Source organism: Caulobacter segnis (assembly GCF_003243465.1).
In the GTDB taxonomy this organism is placed as follows: domain Bacteria; phylum Pseudomonadota; class Alphaproteobacteria; order Caulobacterales; family Caulobacteraceae; genus Caulobacter; species Caulobacter segnis_A.
The window spans coordinates 1-16,701 of the sequence record NZ_QFQZ01000065.1 but is presented as its reverse complement, the minus strand read 5'-3'; the positions used below and the strand labels follow the sequence as shown (position 1 = coordinate 16,701).

13 protein-coding genes are annotated in these 16,701 nt (G+C 62.9%); 1 reads left to right on the top strand and 12 read right to left on the bottom strand.

Translation table 11 applies throughout. The annotated features are described in order from the left end of the window. Positions 1-53 precede the first annotated feature (53 nt). From DI526_RS17425 to DI526_RS17375, 11 genes are all read right to left on the bottom strand, one after another. A complete protein-coding gene (locus tag DI526_RS17425; RefSeq protein WP_304280672.1) occupies positions 54-1,181 on the bottom strand; it encodes an acyltransferase in 1,128 nt (375 codons plus the stop codon). Continuing rightward, on the bottom strand, positions 1,181-2,470 hold the full coding sequence (locus tag DI526_RS17420) for an O-antigen ligase (RefSeq protein WP_304280670.1): 1,290 nt from the start codon (positions 2,468-2,470) through the stop codon (positions 1,181-1,183). Before DI526_RS17420 ends, DI526_RS17425 begins: the two co-directional genes overlap by 1 nt. Before the next feature lie 104 nt (positions 2,471-2,574). After that, on the bottom strand, positions 2,575-3,945 hold the full coding sequence (locus DI526_RS17415) for an O-antigen ligase (RefSeq protein WP_304280669.1): 1,371 nt from the start codon (positions 3,943-3,945) through the stop codon (positions 2,575-2,577). A gap of 16 nt (positions 3,946-3,961) precedes the next feature. Beyond that, the gene (locus tag DI526_RS17410; RefSeq protein ID WP_304280668.1) at positions 3,962-5,188 is read right to left on the bottom strand and encodes a glycosyltransferase family 4 protein; all 1,227 of its coding nucleotides are present in this window, start codon (positions 5,186-5,188) and stop codon (positions 3,962-3,964) included. 29 nt (positions 5,189-5,217) lie between these two features. Continuing rightward, positions 5,218-6,480 carry a nucleotide sugar dehydrogenase gene (locus DI526_RS17405; protein ID WP_304280666.1) on the bottom strand — a complete coding sequence of 421 codons (1,263 nt, stop codon included), beginning with the start codon at positions 6,478-6,480 and terminating at the stop codon, positions 5,218-5,220. Positions 6,481-6,595: 115 nt separating this feature from the next. Further along, positions 6,596-8,809 (bottom strand): GumC family protein, encoded by a 2,214-nt coding sequence (locus tag DI526_RS17400; protein ID WP_304280665.1) that lies wholly within the window; start codon positions 8,807-8,809, stop codon positions 6,596-6,598. Positions 8,810-8,837: 28 nt separating this feature from the next. Next, positions 8,838-10,154, bottom strand: coding sequence for an outer membrane beta-barrel protein (locus DI526_RS17395; RefSeq protein WP_304280664.1), 1,317 nt, complete (start codon positions 10,152-10,154; stop codon positions 8,838-8,840). Between the two features lie 59 nt (positions 10,155-10,213). Further along, positions 10,214-10,660: a hypothetical protein gene (locus DI526_RS17390; protein ID WP_304280662.1), complete on the bottom strand. Its 447-nt coding sequence runs from the start codon at positions 10,658-10,660 to the stop codon at positions 10,214-10,216. Further along, a complete protein-coding gene (locus tag DI526_RS17385) occupies positions 10,660-11,208 on the bottom strand; it encodes a polysaccharide biosynthesis/export family protein (RefSeq protein ID WP_304280680.1) in 549 nt (182 codons plus the stop codon). The genes DI526_RS17390 and DI526_RS17385 overlap by 1 nt, the downstream gene beginning before the upstream one ends. A 216-nt stretch (positions 11,209-11,424) precedes the next feature. Continuing rightward, positions 11,425-12,081, bottom strand: a complete 657-nt coding sequence (locus DI526_RS17380; RefSeq protein ID WP_304280660.1) for a hypothetical protein — start codon at positions 12,079-12,081, stop codon at positions 11,425-11,427. Further along, positions 12,060-12,797: a transglutaminase-like cysteine peptidase gene (locus tag DI526_RS17375; RefSeq protein WP_304280658.1), complete on the bottom strand. Its 738-nt coding sequence runs from the start codon at positions 12,795-12,797 to the stop codon at positions 12,060-12,062. The genes DI526_RS17380 and DI526_RS17375 overlap by 22 nt, the downstream gene beginning before the upstream one ends. A 185-nt stretch (positions 12,798-12,982) precedes the next feature. Between DI526_RS17375 and DI526_RS17370 the strand changes: the two genes are divergently transcribed. Next, the gene (locus DI526_RS17370; RefSeq protein ID WP_304280655.1) at positions 12,983-13,732 is read left to right on the top strand and encodes a metallophosphoesterase family protein; all 750 of its coding nucleotides are present in this window, start codon (positions 12,983-12,985) and stop codon (positions 13,730-13,732) included. Between the two features lie 482 nt (positions 13,733-14,214). Here DI526_RS17370 and DI526_RS17365 read toward each other — a convergent pair whose 3' ends face one another. Further along, on the bottom strand, positions 14,215-16,125 hold the full coding sequence (locus tag DI526_RS17365; RefSeq protein ID WP_304280653.1) for a heparin lyase I family protein: 1,911 nt from the start codon (positions 16,123-16,125) through the stop codon (positions 14,215-14,217). Positions 16,126-16,701 lie beyond the last annotated feature (576 nt).

The following is a 16,701-nucleotide window of genomic DNA, read 5'->3' as shown; positions in this document are numbered from 1 at the left end:
TTGGCAGTCGCGGCTTTACAAACCCACTCCATTCGCGCGCGAGGCGCTTTATGTCACGCCGCTTCCAGCTTGAAGCCGCGTATAGCCGTGCGGAGTGGCTCGGTGTTCTTCTCTACGATCACGTTCATTACGTAAGCTAGCACAAACGCCAGAATAACGGCCAGAAACAAGGTCCAGTACCCCTTGTTTATGAATACAGAGTTCACGATCACGATCGCGACATACTGATTCAGGTAAAGGCTGTAGGAAAGACCGCCCAGCTTTGCGTCAATCTTCTGCAGACGGGAGCCAGGACGGCACTTCGCAAGCAAGGGGATCGCCCCCATGCACGATACCAGCAGCATATACTCTACTATAGCGAGCCTGTGATGGCTGGGGTTGCTGGTGAAGAATTCCGTCCTCTGAGCGGCGTCGTAGTCGTAGTAGTCGAACAGCGCGAGCCCGCCGAAGATGAGGGCGATGATCGTCGCCTTCGCCGAGCCTTTGACGGCGAAGTACATCGAGACGCCGAGACCGAAGTAAACGACCATCCGCGTCATCGACGGCGCCAATCCCATGCGCCAAAGGAAGTAAATCAGCAGCATGACGATCGACAGGCCGCCCAGGATCTTGGCGAAGCTCTTGAAGAAAGGCGTCGCCGCGAGCGCCGCGGCGATGACGCAATAGAACAGCAGCTCAACCCGCACGGCCCACGCATAGGGGATGAATCTGTAGTCCGGCTCTCCGACGATGTTCGACACGACGGGCAGCGGATAGATCACGTTCGAGAACAGGCTCCCGGGCGTGAAGAACAGGTTGTGCGGAAGGTCAGCGAGCGGCGGCCAGAGGGCCAGCTGGCCCGTGCGATAAAGCAGGAAGTGCGCCCCGATCGAGAGCAGCACCGCGCACAGATAGGGCGGCAGTATGCGGATGGCGCGGTTGGTCACGAAGGCGCCAGGACGGCCCGGATAGAAACGCTCCGCAGACTCCGTGATGATAAAGCCCGACAGTACGAAGAACGTCAGCACGGCGATGTTGCCCGTCGCCGGGACGGCGAGGACGCGCCCCACATAAGGCGACGCCACAACGCCGAAGTGCTGGACCATCACCAGGATGGCCAGCATCAGACGGAAGATGCCGAAAGGCCGATATCCCGGACTGACGCGAGCGGGCGCAACGCTGGACTGCTGAATGGCGGCCATCAATCCGCCATCCCGGCCGACGCCCCGGAGGGACTGGTCTGCGCCTGGAGCTGAGGCTCGGACCGCCGACGCCGCTTGGACCGCCGACGCGATCCTGTCCGCGTCGTTCCGCGCGCGGCTGGACGCAGGCTCGGGTGACTCAGCATGGCGAGCGCGATCCATAACATATAGCCCCCGTTTCCGATCAGGCGCAGCGGGGAAACTTCAGCCAGGGCCATGACGCAGGACATCAAGACGATGACCATGTAGGCGACCGTGACCGAGCGATCCGGGCTTTCTCGAGCGACACAAGCCCTATAGCCATGAGCGACGCTGATGGCTACCGCCAGAAAGAAAAGTCCTGCTCCAACGATCCCGAGAGAAAACAATATGTCGATGTAACCGTTGTGGGCATCCACCGCCGAACTAAACAGCATACGCTTCAGCTCAGGCTCCAGGATGAATATGTTGCCCGCAGCATAGCTGTAGCCTAGCCACGGCGAACGGCTCCAGATCTCTAGAGCGCCGGCCCAAATCTCTGTTCGACCCGTGAAGGTTGTATCGCGCCCCAACAGCGCCACGAGGTTGGCGGCGATTGACGACAGCGCAAGACCTGCCAAGCCTACGAGCAGCAGAAACGGCCAGCGCGTCGTGGCGCGTCGCCTTAGCAGCGCATAGGCGGCGAACCCCGAAAGGGCGCCGACGATCGAATTGGCGGAGCCCGCAAAGACAACACAGAGCACCGCGGCTATCCGCGCGCTCCACCAGTAGGGCCAGTTGTACCGATTGATCGGCGCTTGTGTGAACAGCGTGACCGTGGCGATCGCGGCGTAGGAGCCCAGGGCGTTCTTGTGCGCGAACATGCCTCGCCACTTCCCGGCATGCCCCTTCTCCAGCACGTCGGACGCGGCGTGCCGGCCGATTTCCGGCACGAACAGCGCGAGGAAGGCGCTGATCAGAACGATGATCGCCAGGAAGTGCATTAAGGTTATCAGGAACGTACGAGGCGTGTTTCGCTGAGAGATCACGCCCATGGCGAAGATGAAGCCCAGCATTACGACCGCGTTTCGGGTGGTCGTGACCACGTCGGGCGACCAGAGCACCGACAGGACGGCAAGAACGCCGAAAGGGAGGATATGAGCGACTTGCCGGGCCGACGCGTAGATCCGGCCCTGCAACGCCGCCGCCCCAATGCAGAGCGCGATGAGCAGGTAGCGCGCACGGTTGAAGTGCTCCGCATAGGGATCGGTCGGAATCCCGGTTTTCACCGGGTTGTGGAGCAGATCCTTGCCAACCGGCCCCAGGCTCATCAGGAAGCCTACGAACACGAAAACGGCAAACGCGGTCCAGCCTGGATAGGTCGTGGAGGTCCGCCGCGCCACCGGCCCGGAGGACAGGTAGGGGGTCGCACTCCTCATGCCGCGGAACCGCCGTCGGCTGGCTTGGCGCGCAGGAGCTGGTGTTGAGCGCAAGCGGCCAGGACCATGCTCATCCAGAACAAGGCCCCGCCGTAGCCGACGGCCCGGAAGGGCGACACCTCGCCCATTCCCACGGTCAGGCTCATGACGATCGTACAGGCCGATGCCAGGCCGATGTCGCGCAACTGACCAGTCGCGCGACGCGCGACACTGTAAGCCTTTCCAATGCTCACGATCACGGCCAGCAGGAAACAGATGAAGCCGATGAGGCCCACGGCGGCCAGCACATCGAGATAGCCATTGTGCGTATCCACGGCCGAACTGAAGAGCGCCGTGCGAAGGTAGTCCATCATGACGTTCACGTGCGAGCCATAGCCCAGCCCGAGCCACAGGTGTTGGTCGATCATCTCTAAAGCCGTCGCCCAGATTTGAGTGCGCCCCGTGAGCGTCACGTCCCGGCCGAAAAGGCCGAGGATATCGGCGAGACCGGCGCTAAGCGCGCCCGCCACGACGACCACAAGGCCGGCGAGGATAGAGAGGATAAAAGGGTGCGAAGTGTGGCGATTTCGCAGAAGCAGGTAGAAAAGGAAGCCGACGACCGCGGCGGTGACGGATGTCGCCGATCCGGCCAGCAACAGGCAGGCGACCGCCGCGCCCCTCGCCGCCCACCAGTAGGCCTGGGTCTTTCCTGTAGGGCGGACGAACAGGAACAGCTGCACGGTGGCGATGGCGGCGTACGCGCCGAGGCCATTCTTGTGGGAGAAGATGCCGCGCCACTGGCCAATATGACCGCGCTCGAGGATGTCGTTAGGGGAGTGTCGCCCGATATCGGGCAGCGCGATCGCGGCGAAGGCGCTGGCCAACATGATCAAGGCCAGAAAATGCAACTGGATCCGGAAGAACGCGGCGACCCCGATCCGGTCGATGATCATCGCCGTGCCCACCACTAGGCCGCTGAGCAGCAGGGCGCTGCGCGCGGTGATCACCACGTCGCTTGACCAGGCGACCGAAGCGATCGCGACGCCCAATAACGGCGCGATATGCCAGACGCGGCCGATCGACGCCGCCGCCCGTCTTTCAAGCAGGGTGACCCCGAATATGATCAGGATCGTCAGGTACCGAAGTCGATTATAGTATTCGTCGTAGGGAGAGATGAAGACAGCGTACTTTACGGGATTATGAAGAATATCCTTCCCGATAGCCGCATAGGAAATGAGAAGCAGCGCCACCAGGATGCCATACAGAAGCCTGCGCTCTGCTTGGCGGCGCTGCAGGCCGGTGATGGCGCGCCGGTTGGCGCCACGCTCCGACTCGTCGCCAAAGGCGACGGCCGGTGACGCGACGACTCTCTGTCGGCTGGCTAGCATCGGATCCCGGGACCGATCATTTGCTGAACACGCGCTCGTAGGCGGAGATCAGCTTTGGAATTTGGTAGTCCCACGAGAGTTCCTGCTCGACGCGGGTGCGGCCGATGGCCCCCATCTCAGCACGCTTGGCGGGGTCCGCAAGCAGGCTGAGGATCTTGTCCGCGAGATCGACGGGGTCGTTCGCCTTGGCGTAAAGCGAAGACTCGCCTGCGGAGAAGCGGCCTTCCGTCACGTCGAACTGCACGATCGGCTTACCCATCGCCATATATTCCACGATCTTGTTCATCGTGGACTTGTCGTTCATCTCGTTCACCCGGTCAGGATTCACGCAGACGTCGGCGGTGGACAGCACCTCGAACAGCTCCTGGTCGGGCGCGCGGCCGGTGAAGTCGACATAGGCGTCGAGCCCCAGCTCGTGCGACATCGTCTTGAGCTGTTGCAGGCTGGGCCCGCCGCCGACGATGCAGAGCTGGACATCCTCGCGCTTCTGAACCTTGACGATGTGGTTCATCGCCTCAAGCAGAAGGTCGACGCCCTCCTGCTCGCCGATCACCCCGACATAGCCGATCAGATACTGCCGGCCCTTGCGCCGCTCCGGCACGGGGGGAACCGGTCGGACCCGGCTGAGGTCCGGGCCGCTACGCACGACGAAGACGTCCTGCGGCTTCATCTTGCCGCGCTCGATCGCGATGCGCCGATAGCTCTCATTCGTGGCGATGCTGACCGTGGCGCTCATGAAGGTGAGCCGCTCCATCAGCAGGAGCAACCGCCAGAACAGCCCGCGCTTGCCGAACTTGGCTTCGAACAGCTCGGGATTGATGTCATGGTGGTCGAAGACGAACTTCTTGCCCAGCAGCCGGAACGGCAGGGCGACGAGGAAGATCAGGTCGGGCGGATTACAGCCCTGGATGACGTCGAAGCCACGCTCCCGCAGCACCTTGAGCGAGAGCTTGAACTCATTGAACAGGGCGTAGACGTATTCGTAGAGGTAGCTGAGCTTCGAGTTGCCGTCCGCCGGGAGCGGATGCCGATAAATATGCACGCCCTCGAGGTTCTCGTAGGCGGCTTCATAGCCCTTGCCGGTCGGACAGATGACGCTGACCTCCGCGCCGGCGGCGCGGAGGGTTTTGGCTTCTTGCCAGACGCGACGGTCAAAGGGCAGCGGGAGATTTTCGACGATAATCAGTATCTTCCGTCCCTGCAGGCTTGGGGCGGCCGACGTTGAAGGCATGGATTGGGACATTGACGGTCGCCTCTGACGCGCGTTCGCGCCTATTGAAGGGCGTTGATGTCGATCAGCTTGGCTGTCGACAGCGCGAGTTGACCGGCGCGGCCGCCCGTGTCGATGACGACATCGTACTTGGCGCCTTCGATCTGCTCCTTGCTGACCAGGAGATCAGCCAGGCTGGGCAGCTGCGAATAAGCGTAGCCCAGGTTTTGACCGACAAGCTTCGACGGTTCGAGCGCGGGGTCATAGATCGACAGATCATAGCCCGCCTGCAGCAGACGGCGCGCCAGATCGAGGTTCGGGCTCTCGCGCAGATCGTCCGTGTCCGTCTTGAAGGCCAGGCCCAGCATCAGCACCTTGGCCTTGGGCTCCAGGCCCTTGACGCAGTGCTGGAACAGGAACTGCTTGTGCGAGTCGTTGGAGCGAAGCAGGGAGTCGATCAGGTGCGTATTACCGCCCACGTCACCCGAGATATACTGCAGCGCGCGCACATCCTTCGGCAGGCATGAGCCGCCGAAGGCGCCGCCCGGACGCGTGTAGTAGGCAGAGATATTGAGCTTGGTGTCCGAGACGAAGATCTCGTGCACCTTCTTGGCGCTGATGCCGAGCTGCAGGCACACCCGGCCGATTTCGTTGGCGAAGGCGACCTTCACGGCGTGGAAGGTGTTGTCGACGAACTTGGTGAACTCCGCTTCCCGATAACCGGTGTAGAAAACCGGGGCGTCGATGTTGGCGTTCAGCAGGTCCATGTTCTTGGACGGCGCGCCGTCGGCGGTGCCGATGACGATCTTCGGCGGCGCGAAGTAGTCCTTGATCGCCACGGATTCGCGAAGGAATTCGGGATTGTAGACCAGCTCGATCACGCGAGCATCGTCGCCCAGGATGGAGTGGAACACCGGGTAGACCAGGCCCTCGATCGAGCCCGGGCGGATGGTCGACCGGTAAACGACCGTCAGGGGCTCCTTGCGGTCGCGATTGACCGAGAGCGCGATCTGGCGCGAGACCTCCGCGATATAGCTCATGTTGTGCGAGCCGTCGGGAGCGCTGGGCGTGCCCACGCAGACGATCGCCATGTCGCATTCGGCCAGGCGGTCGCCCACGTGCTGGACCGCCAGGAAACGCCCTTCTTTGACCGCGGCGGTCAGCAGGTCGTCCAGGCCAGGCTCCGTAATGGGCGACCGGCCGGCGTTCAGTTGCATCACCTTGTCTTCATTGACCTCCACCCCAATGACGGAGTGCCCCTCTTTGGTGAGGCAGCCCGCGGCGGTCAGTCCAACATAACCAAGGCCATAGATGGCGATTTTCATCGGTCAGATCCTATTTCAGTCCGCTCATGCGAAGAATAATCCAAGCCACGCAGCCTCCAGTTCGCGCAGCGATGCCGCGCGAGCGTTCAGCGACGCTTCCTCCGCATACTTTGTTCTAGTCGAGGTAATACTGGCTGTAGGCTTTATAGTAGTAGCCCGCATCGCCGTAACCTGCGCGCGATTGCTTGACCACGTCGACCTGAGTCAGCGCGGCGCCAGCCAGGTAGGCGCCAGAGGCGTTGATCTCGCGAAGCGCCTCTTGCACAGCCCGTTTCGGGGTCTTGCGCCAGCGCGCCAGCAGGACGACCGCGTCGGTTCGCGGAGCCAGCACGCGGCTGTCGGCCACCGGAAGAACCGGCGGACCGTCCAGAACCACAAAGTCAAACCGCTCTCTAAGCTGCGTCAACAGGGTCGCCATCTCCGGCGAGTTGAACACGTCGCGGCTGGTCTGGGTCTCGCGATTGAGCGGCAGCAGATAGGCGCCGCTCTTCTCGTCCAGCACGATCGCGTCAGCCAGCGGCGCCCCCTTCAGCAGAACTTCCAGCAGGCCGATCTGCGGCTTGAGGTCCACAGCGCGCGTGACGCCGCGACGACGCAGGTCACAGTCCACGATAATGGTGCGCAGACCCGCCATGGCCGCGGTGCGGCCGATCCCGATCGAGGTGCTGGTCTTGCCCTCGCCAGGCAGAGCCGAGGTGAAGAGCACGACCTTCGGCGCCTTCCCCTGCCCGCCAGCCGCAATCGCGGCCCGGAGGTTGCGGAAGGATTCCGCGAAAGCCGAGAGCGGCTTTTCGACCACGTAGTCGATCGGAGCCAGGCTGCTGCGCTGGCCGGCCAGGGTCGACGACAACAGCGGAACCGAAGCCAGGTGCGGCGTATCGAGCGCCTCCTCGATCTCCTCGGACGTGGAGAGACCGGTTTCCAGCGCCGCGGCCGCAAACACCGAGCCGACGCCGGCCACCAGCGCCGCCGCGATGGCGAGCGCCAGGCTCTTGGGCACGTTCGGAGCGCTCGGCGAGGTCGGGACGCGCGCCGGCGAGATCACGCGCGCATCCGTCTGTTCCACGCCCTGCTGCGTGCTCGTCTGCTTAAAGCGGTCCAGGTACGACTGGTAGAGCGTGCGCACCGACTCCGCATTGCGTTCCAGCTCGTTGAGCTGAACCGAAGCGGCATTGTTGGCCGCCAGGGTGCCGCGGGTGCGGTTGAGGCTGGCTTCGACCGAGGCCGTGCGTTGCCGGGCCACATCGGCTTGCGCCGACAGGTTGGAGATGACGCGCTTGATTTCGGATTGGATCTGCCCGTCCAGGTCCGCGGCTTCGCGCTGCGCCTTCAGCAAGTCCGGGTAGCGGGGGCCATAGCGGTTGCTCAGATCCGCGACGCGGCGGCTCACTTCCGCGCGCTGGGCCCGCAACTGTTGAATGACCGGTGAGTTGAGGGCCTCGCCCACGTCGTCGCCGGCGCTGCCGCTGGCCAGCTGGCGGCGGGCCGTGTTCAGCCGCGCCTCCTGTTCGGCCTGCGAGGCGCGAACCTCGGCCAGCTGATTGTTCAGCGTCGAGATGTTTTGCTCCGTCAGCGTCGTTCCATCGGCGCTGAGCAGGCCGTTCTCGGCCTTGTAGCGCTGGACCGCCGCTTCCGCGGCCTCGACCTGCGAGCGAAGGCCGGACAGGCGGGAATTCAACCATTGGTTGGCGGTCTGGGTCGCGTCCAGCTTCACCCGCAACTGCTGCGTGAGGTAGGCGTTCGCATAGGCGTTGGCGATGGCGGCGGCCTTTACGGGATCGCCGGCCCTAAACCCGATGCGGATGACGTAGGTGCCGCCGGACCGCTCGACCGTCAGACGCGAAAGCACGTCATCGACCATGCGCTCGCGGGCCTTGACCTTGTCGGCGGCCTCGACCGGCTTCTGCGGCTTGGCCGCGAAGCCCAGCTTCTCGAGCATCGACTGCTTCGTCGACGGCTTTCCGATCGCGCCGTTGAACTCAGGATCAAGATCGAGACGCTTCTCCGTGATCACCGTGTCGGCGAGCTGGCGTGATTTCAGCACCTCGACTTCGGTGTCGACGGCGCTGGTGTCGACCGCCGCGCCAGGTCCGACCTGCTTGACGTCGAGCATGTTCTGCTTGCGGCTGTCGAGCAGGATCTCCGCCGTCGCCGTGTAGGACGCCGGGCGTTGCAGCAGGAAGCCGGCTAGCAGAACAAAGACGACCGCGCCAACACCAGCCATAAGCCAGAAGTGCCGACGGAACGTCGCGATATGGCGCTGAAGGTCGAGGACCCCCTCGTCATGTGAAACAGGTGAGCCCGACGGCACGGCGTGGCGGCTTTCCATACAAACCCCGAGGTAAGAACGCGCTTTTCTAGAACTGATAGTACAGCGACATTACAGCGCGGTTATCGTCAAACGACGGACGAGCCGATACGCCAGACGAGTCGACCTTCAAACGCTCGAAGCGGCCGCGAACTGCCACGGCTCTGGTCAAAAGGTAGGTCGCACCCACGGCGAGGCGCTTTTCTTTGTCGTTTCGATCGATGCCGCGGTAGTCGTCGGTCTGATAGCCGGCCTCCGCGTTCAGCACCAGATTGCGCAGCAACTCGTGGTCCAGGCGAACCGTGTTGCTGGTCATCAGATAGCCGCCAGCCCCAGTGATGGCGGCGTCCTCAACGCTGCGGGCCGTATTCAGAGAGATATTTGTCAGCGGCGTGATGTAATAGGTCACGCGACCGTTGACCGATAGACCCTTCACGTCGCCAAAGGCGGCGTCGTCGTAGTTCTGCTCGATACGGCCGATCCTGGCCTCGCCGCGCAGGAGGCGATACTCGAAGTTCGCACCCACGGTGACTTCGTAGCCGCTGGAGTCGCGCTCGACGAAACCGGGCTGCGGCTTCCGGAAATTGCGATTGTCAGCCGAGACTTCGACGAACATCGAGGCCGCAGGGCTGATGGCGTACTCGGCGCGCGCCGTTCCCACCACCTGCGTGTTGCTGCGGTCCTTCTGATAGATCTCGCCCCCGGTCACAGACCGGACATTGTCATAGACGAAATCCTGAACGGCGATCTTGCCGGTGACCCGCAGGCGATTGAAGTTCTTGACCGCGCCGGTGTTGAACCGCGCCAGTTTGTACTTCACCGGCGACGCGGCTCCAGCCGGCGATCCGGTTGATGACCGGGGCTCGACCTGCTGTTCATAGGAAGCGCCGGCCGCGGCCACGGCGTCTCGACGGATGTCGAGCCGCCCCTTCACCCCAACCAGCCACTCGGTCGTGTCTTCCGAGCTGTTGTCGGCATGGAGGCGCCAGTGCGCATTGCCGAACGCCGCGACGTAGTGGCTCGACCAATCGGACTGGAACAGCACGGCCGGCTGAATGTGGAAGATCGTATCACTGACTTCGTCGCGCGAGGTCGCATACAGGTTGTCGGTGTGTTCGGCGCGCCCGACGATGGCCGGAAGCAGCTGGAAGCCGCCGACTCGGATGCCCGCCGTCGCATATTGCGGACGCGGACGCTCCAGAACGCCAACATTGCGATCACGCGAGAAGCCGCCGACCCGCGCCAGAACCGACGGGTTGACGTCGGCACTTTCTTGCAAGGCCGTCTGCGCCGACGCGCAAGCGCCGCTGAAAAGCAGCGCGCCGCCAGCAATCATGCCTACGCCGAGCTCAATCGAATTCTTCACTAATACCCCACCCACAGTCTATCGGCCTTTGGTTTTCGCCGTTGGTTAGACATTCGCCCCTAGGGGCGACGGTAGTCCGAGCCTCCCCCACCGGCGCCCGACGACGAAGAAGAATCGCCCGGAAGCCCCGCCCAAACCCCGGTGAACGCCGTCGGCCTCAGGCTATTGAGCGTTTCCGCGTTCAGAATGCGCGCCTTGATGGCGTTCAGCGCGAGCCGCTGCTCGTTACCCGAAGCGGGGACTGCGTCAAGCGCGGCGAGAACCGTGGACGGCTGCGCTCCGCTATCGACAATCTCCGAGGTCAGAGCGGCCTTGTAAGCCTTGATCAGGTCTTCGCCCTTGAGGCTCTGGCCAGCGACCTTCACCAAGGCCGCAACCATTCGCGACAACAGGGAGCTCACCTCGGCCGGTGGCGGCGGCGGCGTATTGGCGGCCAAGCTCACCGTCGGCGCCGCGACCATCAGAGCAACAGCCGCGATCGCAGCTTTCATCTTGAGCGCGCTCATCAGAAATACCGCTCCTTCACACGAATGATGTCGCCTGGAAGAACAAGCGTGCCGGCGTCGAGCGTGATCTGCTGCTCGGTGTTCTCGTTCGCGCGCTTGATGAAGACCTTGCGCGTGTCGGCGCGGTAGGTGAAGCCGTTGGCCGTGGCGACCGCCTTCATGACGGTCAGGCCGTTGCTGTAGGGGTATTCGCCAGGCTTGGTGACTTCACCCAGAATATAGAACGGCCGGTAGTTGAGCACCTCGACGCTGACGCGCGGGTCCTTGATGTAGCCGTCACGCAGCGCCGCGGCGAAGCCGTTCTGGAATTCGCTGGTCGACAGCCCAAGGGCCTTGATCTGGCCGACGAGCGGCAGGGCCACCATGCCCGATCCGGAAACCTCAAATTCACCGCTCAGCGAAGGCTCGCCAAAAACGATAACGCGAAGCTTATCCCCGGCGCCCAGCCGATAGTCGGCGTCGCGCGGGTCCTGCGCCGCCGCGACCGCGGCGGCCGAGGGGGCGGACTGAGCGTACGCGGCGCCCGCGATCGGCGCGACCGCGAGCATCAGCACGAGCCAAAATGATCCTAGCCACTTCATCGCACAAACATCCCAATCGTGGTCACATTCGTCGCCCGAAATACCCTCGCGGCGCCAGGCGCCGCCCGCATCGCCGTCGCGGACAGGCGCCTTAACGCTAATCTAACACCGCGCAACGACCTAAACCAAGCTTCACTGGTACAACGCCCGTTTAGGGGGCGACTGCGCCAAGATGCGAGCGTCTTAAATCGAGACATTGCCATTGCGCAATGACTCAACGAGCAATTCAGCGGCCATTCGGCCGGCGCTGTCCGAAGTCATTGCAGGCAATTGCTCAAGACGGGTCCTCAGTGTCGTTCGAAGCCAAAGAACCTTCATCTCATTGGCGGCGGCCGAACGCGTCTCGCGATCAACTTCGCGCCAGTGATTGAAAACAAACAACAACCTTTGCCGAGCAATCGTATAGTCGATCGGCGCCAACCTGTAGGATTGCGTCAGAGCCGCCTTGGCGCGACCATCGATCAATCCCGAGTCCATCGCCGCATACACCGCGGCCAAGCGTAGCCATGCGGAAGAACTCGACGGGGTCTCATTCAGTTCCCGGCGGGTGAGTCTCTCAAGCTCGGCCAAGGCTTGCGCATCGGCGATCCTCGCTTTCGAGGCCAAGCTGTCAGCCCTGGCCGCATGAACCACGCCGAGCGGAACGACATCCGCGACGAAGCCGGCGAGGCCAGTGCTTGGAAAATAAACAGCGAAGGCGACAACCGAGGCCGAAAGCCCGACGCAAGCGCCGAACAGTCCAGCGCCAAGAGACAGGACGCGCGGAGCCAGGCTGCTCCCCCTAACAGCCTTAGATCTTTGGTATGCCCGCGATTTGGTCAGCTCAGCACCGTAAACCAATCCGTTTGCTGCCTGGGGCCTTGTCTGATGATCCAGTCATAGCCCGTGTCCGACCATTTGACGACCCACGGCGTAAGGTTATCGAGCACATAATCGCCCGCCGTGGTCGAAACGACGAGCACCGCATGGATCTCGCCACGGGGTATGCGGACGATGGCGATCGACAGCGACTCCGGATCGAAGCCTTCGTCGATCAAGACTTTCCGCTTCTCCAGGACGTAGTGCTTGCAGTTGCCGCCCTTGCCCAAGCCTTCGGTCAGAGGCAGGGCCCAGAAATCCTCACGCCCGAAAGCCTCAAGATCGGACTTCGGCGTGATCTGCGCATTCACCGATCGCGTCACGCGCTTGAGCTCATCCAGCAGCTTGGCGCTGTATTGCAACCGCGCGACGGCCTGGCTCACCTCGTCCGCCTGGCCGAGGGCGTCGGGGCCGCCCAGGGCGGCGCGCCAATCATAGGGCGCGCGACGCGCATCAGAGGATCCCGCGATGGCGTTGGGACGCAGACCGCCGGGCGAGAGCGTCGCGGCCGCGGGCGGGGCTTGCATGCCACAGGCGGAAGGCAGCCGCTGGCACAACGCCAGGTAGCCGGGCGGGGGCGCGACCTGGCGACCAAGCCTCATGAACCCTTCGTCGGCCGGCCGCGCCTCGGCTGTCGCGCCGACCACCAGGGTCGCCGCGACAACAATAAGGCTGAATGCGCTCCGCGCCGTCCTCATGCTATGGGATCCAAGCATTGATCTTTCCCAAGCTTCTTAGTCCTCCGCTCGGGGCAGACGGTGCGCATTTCCGGTGAAAAATCGGAAAAAATACGAGGTGAATTAAGTATGGGCATAGTCTCGCGCCGCAGGGCAAACACCCACAATTAATAGGCGAAAAGAGCGACGGAGATGTGAAGTTGGGATTGTTCGACCTCTTTAAGCCTGGCGGATCGCCGAGGGCGAACAGCTTTTCGCCGCGGCTCGTCTATGCCATCGGCGACGTACATGGTCGAGCCGATCTTTTGCAGCGCATGATCGATCTGATTCACCAGGACGCCGCGGCTCTTGCGGCTGGCAAGCCGACCATTGTTTTTCTGGGGGACCTGATTGATCGCGGGCCGGCGTCACGCCTCTGCCTGGATATCGCCTTGGATTTGGGATCCGCGGACTGGTGCGAGACGATCTGCGTTCGCGGCAATCACGAGCAGGCCATGCTTGGGTTCGCTGACGAGGGCGTGGGCGGCGCCATGTGGTGCGCCCATGGCGGCGAGGCCACCTTGAACGCTTACGGCGTTCAACTCCCGCCTCACCCCACGGAGGAAGACTGGACCCTCATTCGTGAGCGGCTTCTTCAGGAGGTCCCCCAGGCGCATTGGGACCTGCTGCGCGGGATGCCGCTTTGGGCGATCTGCGGCGACTATCTGTTCGTCCACGCGGGCGTACGGCCCAATGTGCCGCTCGAGGACCAGGACGAGACTGACCTGCTTTGGATACGACAGCCTTTCCTGCGCGCCCGGAGAGCGGCGGACCAGGTGGTGGTGCACGGCCACACCGTCCTCAAGGCGCCCGAAGTCAAGCCATGGCGAATCGGCCTCGACACCGGAGCCTATGTCACTGGCGTGCTCACCGCCGTTCGGCTTCGCGGCTATGATCGAGACCTTCTCCAGACTTGATGGCGCCGACGGGCCGGCCCGGGGGGGCGCGAGAGCGTCAAGGCCTCAGGCATATTCGCTTCATACGCGAAGGGCGGCGGCGTGCCTGCTCGAACGCCGCGAGAGCGATGGTCGGCGCCGCCATCTTGGATGAATCGAGGCGGCCCCGTCGGCCCGATGATCGTTATGCGCGCTATTTAGCGTCACGCTGTTTTTTGTCGCTGCACAAGCAGGATGCCGCCTGCTAAGAGGGGCGGAAGCTCAAGGCCCAACCAATTCTGGCGGGGCCCTCACGCTGCAACCCCATCCTGCTAAAAGTGGGCCGACCGATCAAATGGCGTCCGGTGCTATTTCCTGGCTTCTGATCTTTATCGCGTTCGCGGCGGGTGTCATCGTCGGGCCCGTGATCACGCGAGTACTGCGACGCGTCACAAGACGACTGCGGGGAGACCGCAGGTCGTCTTGGAACACTTACTACAGGAACTGATCCCGCTCTTCTCCGCTCAGAGGAAGAAGTCTGAGGCGAGAAGCGCCGACCCGACGTTCATCGTGAACGAGAAGTCGGCCACGCGATCCCCGTTGATGTCGCCTTCGACGTGCCAGACGTTCGAGCTCTCGCGAACCATGTGGAGCTGGCCAGCCACGCCGGTGAAGGCGCCAGCGCCCAGGTAGGTGAAGGCTTGATCGCCGGCGACATTGACGTTGGCGTCGATCGCCCGCAGGTCGACCTTGTCGCCTTGCGACGAGACGAAGTCTTGGATCGTGTCGTTGTAGTCGATGTCGGCGAGCGTATCGAAGACAAAGACGTCCGCGCCAGAGCCGCCGCTCATGATGTCGGCCCCGGTTCCGCCGTGCAGCGTGTCATTGCCCGCGCCGCCCGACAGCGTGTCATTGCCTGCGCCGCCCCAGAGGACATCATTGCCGCCGTTGCCCCGGAGGATGTCGTTGCCGTCCATCCCGTAAAGGACATTGGCTGCTTCGTTGCCGGTGATCGCATTGGCCTGGGCGTTGCCGGTCCCGTTGATCGCGCCGGTCCCCAGCAGCACCAGGTTTTCGACGTTCGCGCCGAGCGTGAATGAGACCGTCGAATTGACTAGGTCAACGCCTTCGCCAGCGTACTCGATGACCTGGTCGCCGACATTGTCCACGTTGTAGACGTCGTCGCCGCGACCGCCGTACATCAAGTCGGCGCCGGTTCCGCCGTTGAGCGTGTCGTTGCCGTCGCCGCCCCACAGGGTGTCGTTGCCGCCGTTGCCGCGCAACAGGTCATCGCCCGCTCCGCCGGAAATGACGTTGGCCGCCTCGTTGCCCGTGATGACGTTGGCGAGCTCGTTGCCGGCGCCATTGATGGCCGCGCTGCCCGTCAGGTTCAGATTCTCGATGTTCGCCGACAGCGTCCAGCTCAGCGACGCATTGACAGTGTCGGCGCCTTCGCCCGCCAACTCGATCGTCTGATCGCCGGCGTCGTTGACGTTGTAGGTGTCGTCACCGAGCCCGCCGTACATCTTGTCAGCGCCGGCGCCGCCATTGAGAACGTCGTTGCCGCCGAAACCGTACAGCGTGTCATCGCCGCCGTTGCCGTTGAGCGTGTTGGCCGCGTCGTTGCCCTTGATGATATTGGCCAGTTCGTTCCCGGTGCCGTTGATGGCCGCCGTGCCGGACAGCGTGAGATCGATGCCGCCCGTGGGCAGAACGGTGGTCGTGACAGCCGTGACCACATTCGCGCTGCTTTCCAGCGCCGGCTTCGCCAGAGTGACCGCACCCTGAAGAATGCTCGTTCCGGTCGACTCGGCCACCGTCAGGCCCTTGAAATCGACCGCCATCGTCTCCGGCGAGGACTCCCGGTAGATCCCTTCCTTCCAGTAGGACCCCTTCAGGTCCACGAAGCCGGTGGGGCCGGAATACTGGACGATGATCACGCCATCGCGGACGACATTGATGACGCCATTGCCGTACGGGTCGAACTTGACCTCGATCTTCATGTCGTACCACTGGCCGCGCTTGATGTCGGCCGAGTCCATCCAGAGCACCTGCATCGGCGGCTGAACGGTCGTGGTCGCTTCAGTGGTCGTGCGAGCGACGATCCGCATGCGTTCCCCGACCAGCTCGATCGCGAAAGGCGGGCTAGTGGGCAGGTCGGCCGCATCTTCGGTCTGGTGAATCTGGCCGATCAGCAGCCAGTCCGCGGTGTTGCGGTCACCGTTCTCGATCATGAAGCTGTAGCTGATCTGATAAGTCTTGCCGTAGTCGAACAGCTTGTAGCTCGAGATCTCGGAGCGCTCCTTATACGACGTGTCGTACTTCCACCTGTCGCCCGAGCGCACTTCGAACCGCAGAGTATCGCCGTTCTCGGCGTACGAGTAAGAAGCGCCGCCATTGTGAAGTTCAAAAGTCTTCGCCGTGAAGTAGGTCACTGTGGAACCCCCGAAACTGATGTAGTCAGAAGACCATGCGGGGCTCAATTCGAAGTAAATTTGGATAGATAATAGCGAGTTAACGACACAAGTCAGAGCGATACATATTAACCTCACCCTTAAACGGTGAATTAACTTGAAAAGGACGGCGACCGACTCACCGCCCGGTAGGAGCAGGGAGCGAGCCGCCGGACGGCGTTTTTCGATGCTGGTCGATTGGAGCCGCAAGACGCCGCGTGCGGGAAAGCTGGCGCGTGCGCGCTGAACACGGCGGAGCTTTGTCCGGGCCAGATCCAATAGTTAAGCTTCGCGCGCCCTTGCACTGGGCGCTAAAGATAATGCCGCGTGCGGATGGAACGCCGGCTAAACTATGGGGAGCCGTTTCAAAGCTTGGCGTGAGCTTTCGGCGGGGACCGCCTCGCGCCCCATATTTGGGCACGGTCACCGCTGGAGTGGCGAAAGGGTCATCTTTCGCGAAACAAAGCTTAGCCTTGGACGCCAAAGGTTGTCTGCGGGGCGATAGCTTGGTAAAGGCTTTCGAAAATTCCGGCGCAAAGCCGGTCGCTTATGCTGGTG

What these genes read in the sequence shown, in the direction of transcription:
- DI526_RS17420 (WP_304280670.1), bottom strand. Translation starts at nt 2,470, where the DNA reads ATGAGCCTGGGGCCGGTTGGCAAGGATCTGCTCCACAACCCGGTGAAA.
- DI526_RS17425 (WP_304280672.1), bottom strand. Translation starts at nt 1,181, where the DNA reads ATGGCCGCCATTCAGCAGTCCAGCGTTGCGCCCGCTCGCGTCAGTCCG.
- DI526_RS17410 (WP_304280668.1), bottom strand. Translation starts at nt 5,188, where the DNA reads ATGTCCCAATCCATGCCTTCAACGTCGGCCGCCCCAAGCCTGCAGGGA.
- DI526_RS17375 (WP_304280658.1), bottom strand. Translation starts at nt 12,797, where the DNA reads ATGAGGACGGCGCGGAGCGCATTCAGCCTTATTGTTGTCGCGGCGACC.
- DI526_RS17405 (WP_304280666.1), bottom strand. Translation starts at nt 6,480, where the DNA reads ATGAAAATCGCCATCTATGGCCTTGGTTATGTTGGACTGACCGCCGCG.
- DI526_RS17400 (WP_304280665.1), bottom strand. Translation starts at nt 8,809, where the DNA reads ATGGAAAGCCGCCACGCCGTGCCGTCGGGCTCACCTGTTTCACATGAC.
- DI526_RS17390 (WP_304280662.1), bottom strand. Translation starts at nt 10,660, where the DNA reads ATGAGCGCGCTCAAGATGAAAGCTGCGATCGCGGCTGTTGCTCTGATG.
- DI526_RS17385 (WP_304280680.1), bottom strand. Translation starts at nt 11,208, where the DNA reads ATGCTCGCGGTCGCGCCGATCGCGGGCGCCGCGTACGCTCAGTCCGCC.
- DI526_RS17415 (WP_304280669.1), bottom strand. Translation starts at nt 3,945, where the DNA reads ATGCTAGCCAGCCGACAGAGAGTCGTCGCGTCACCGGCCGTCGCCTTT.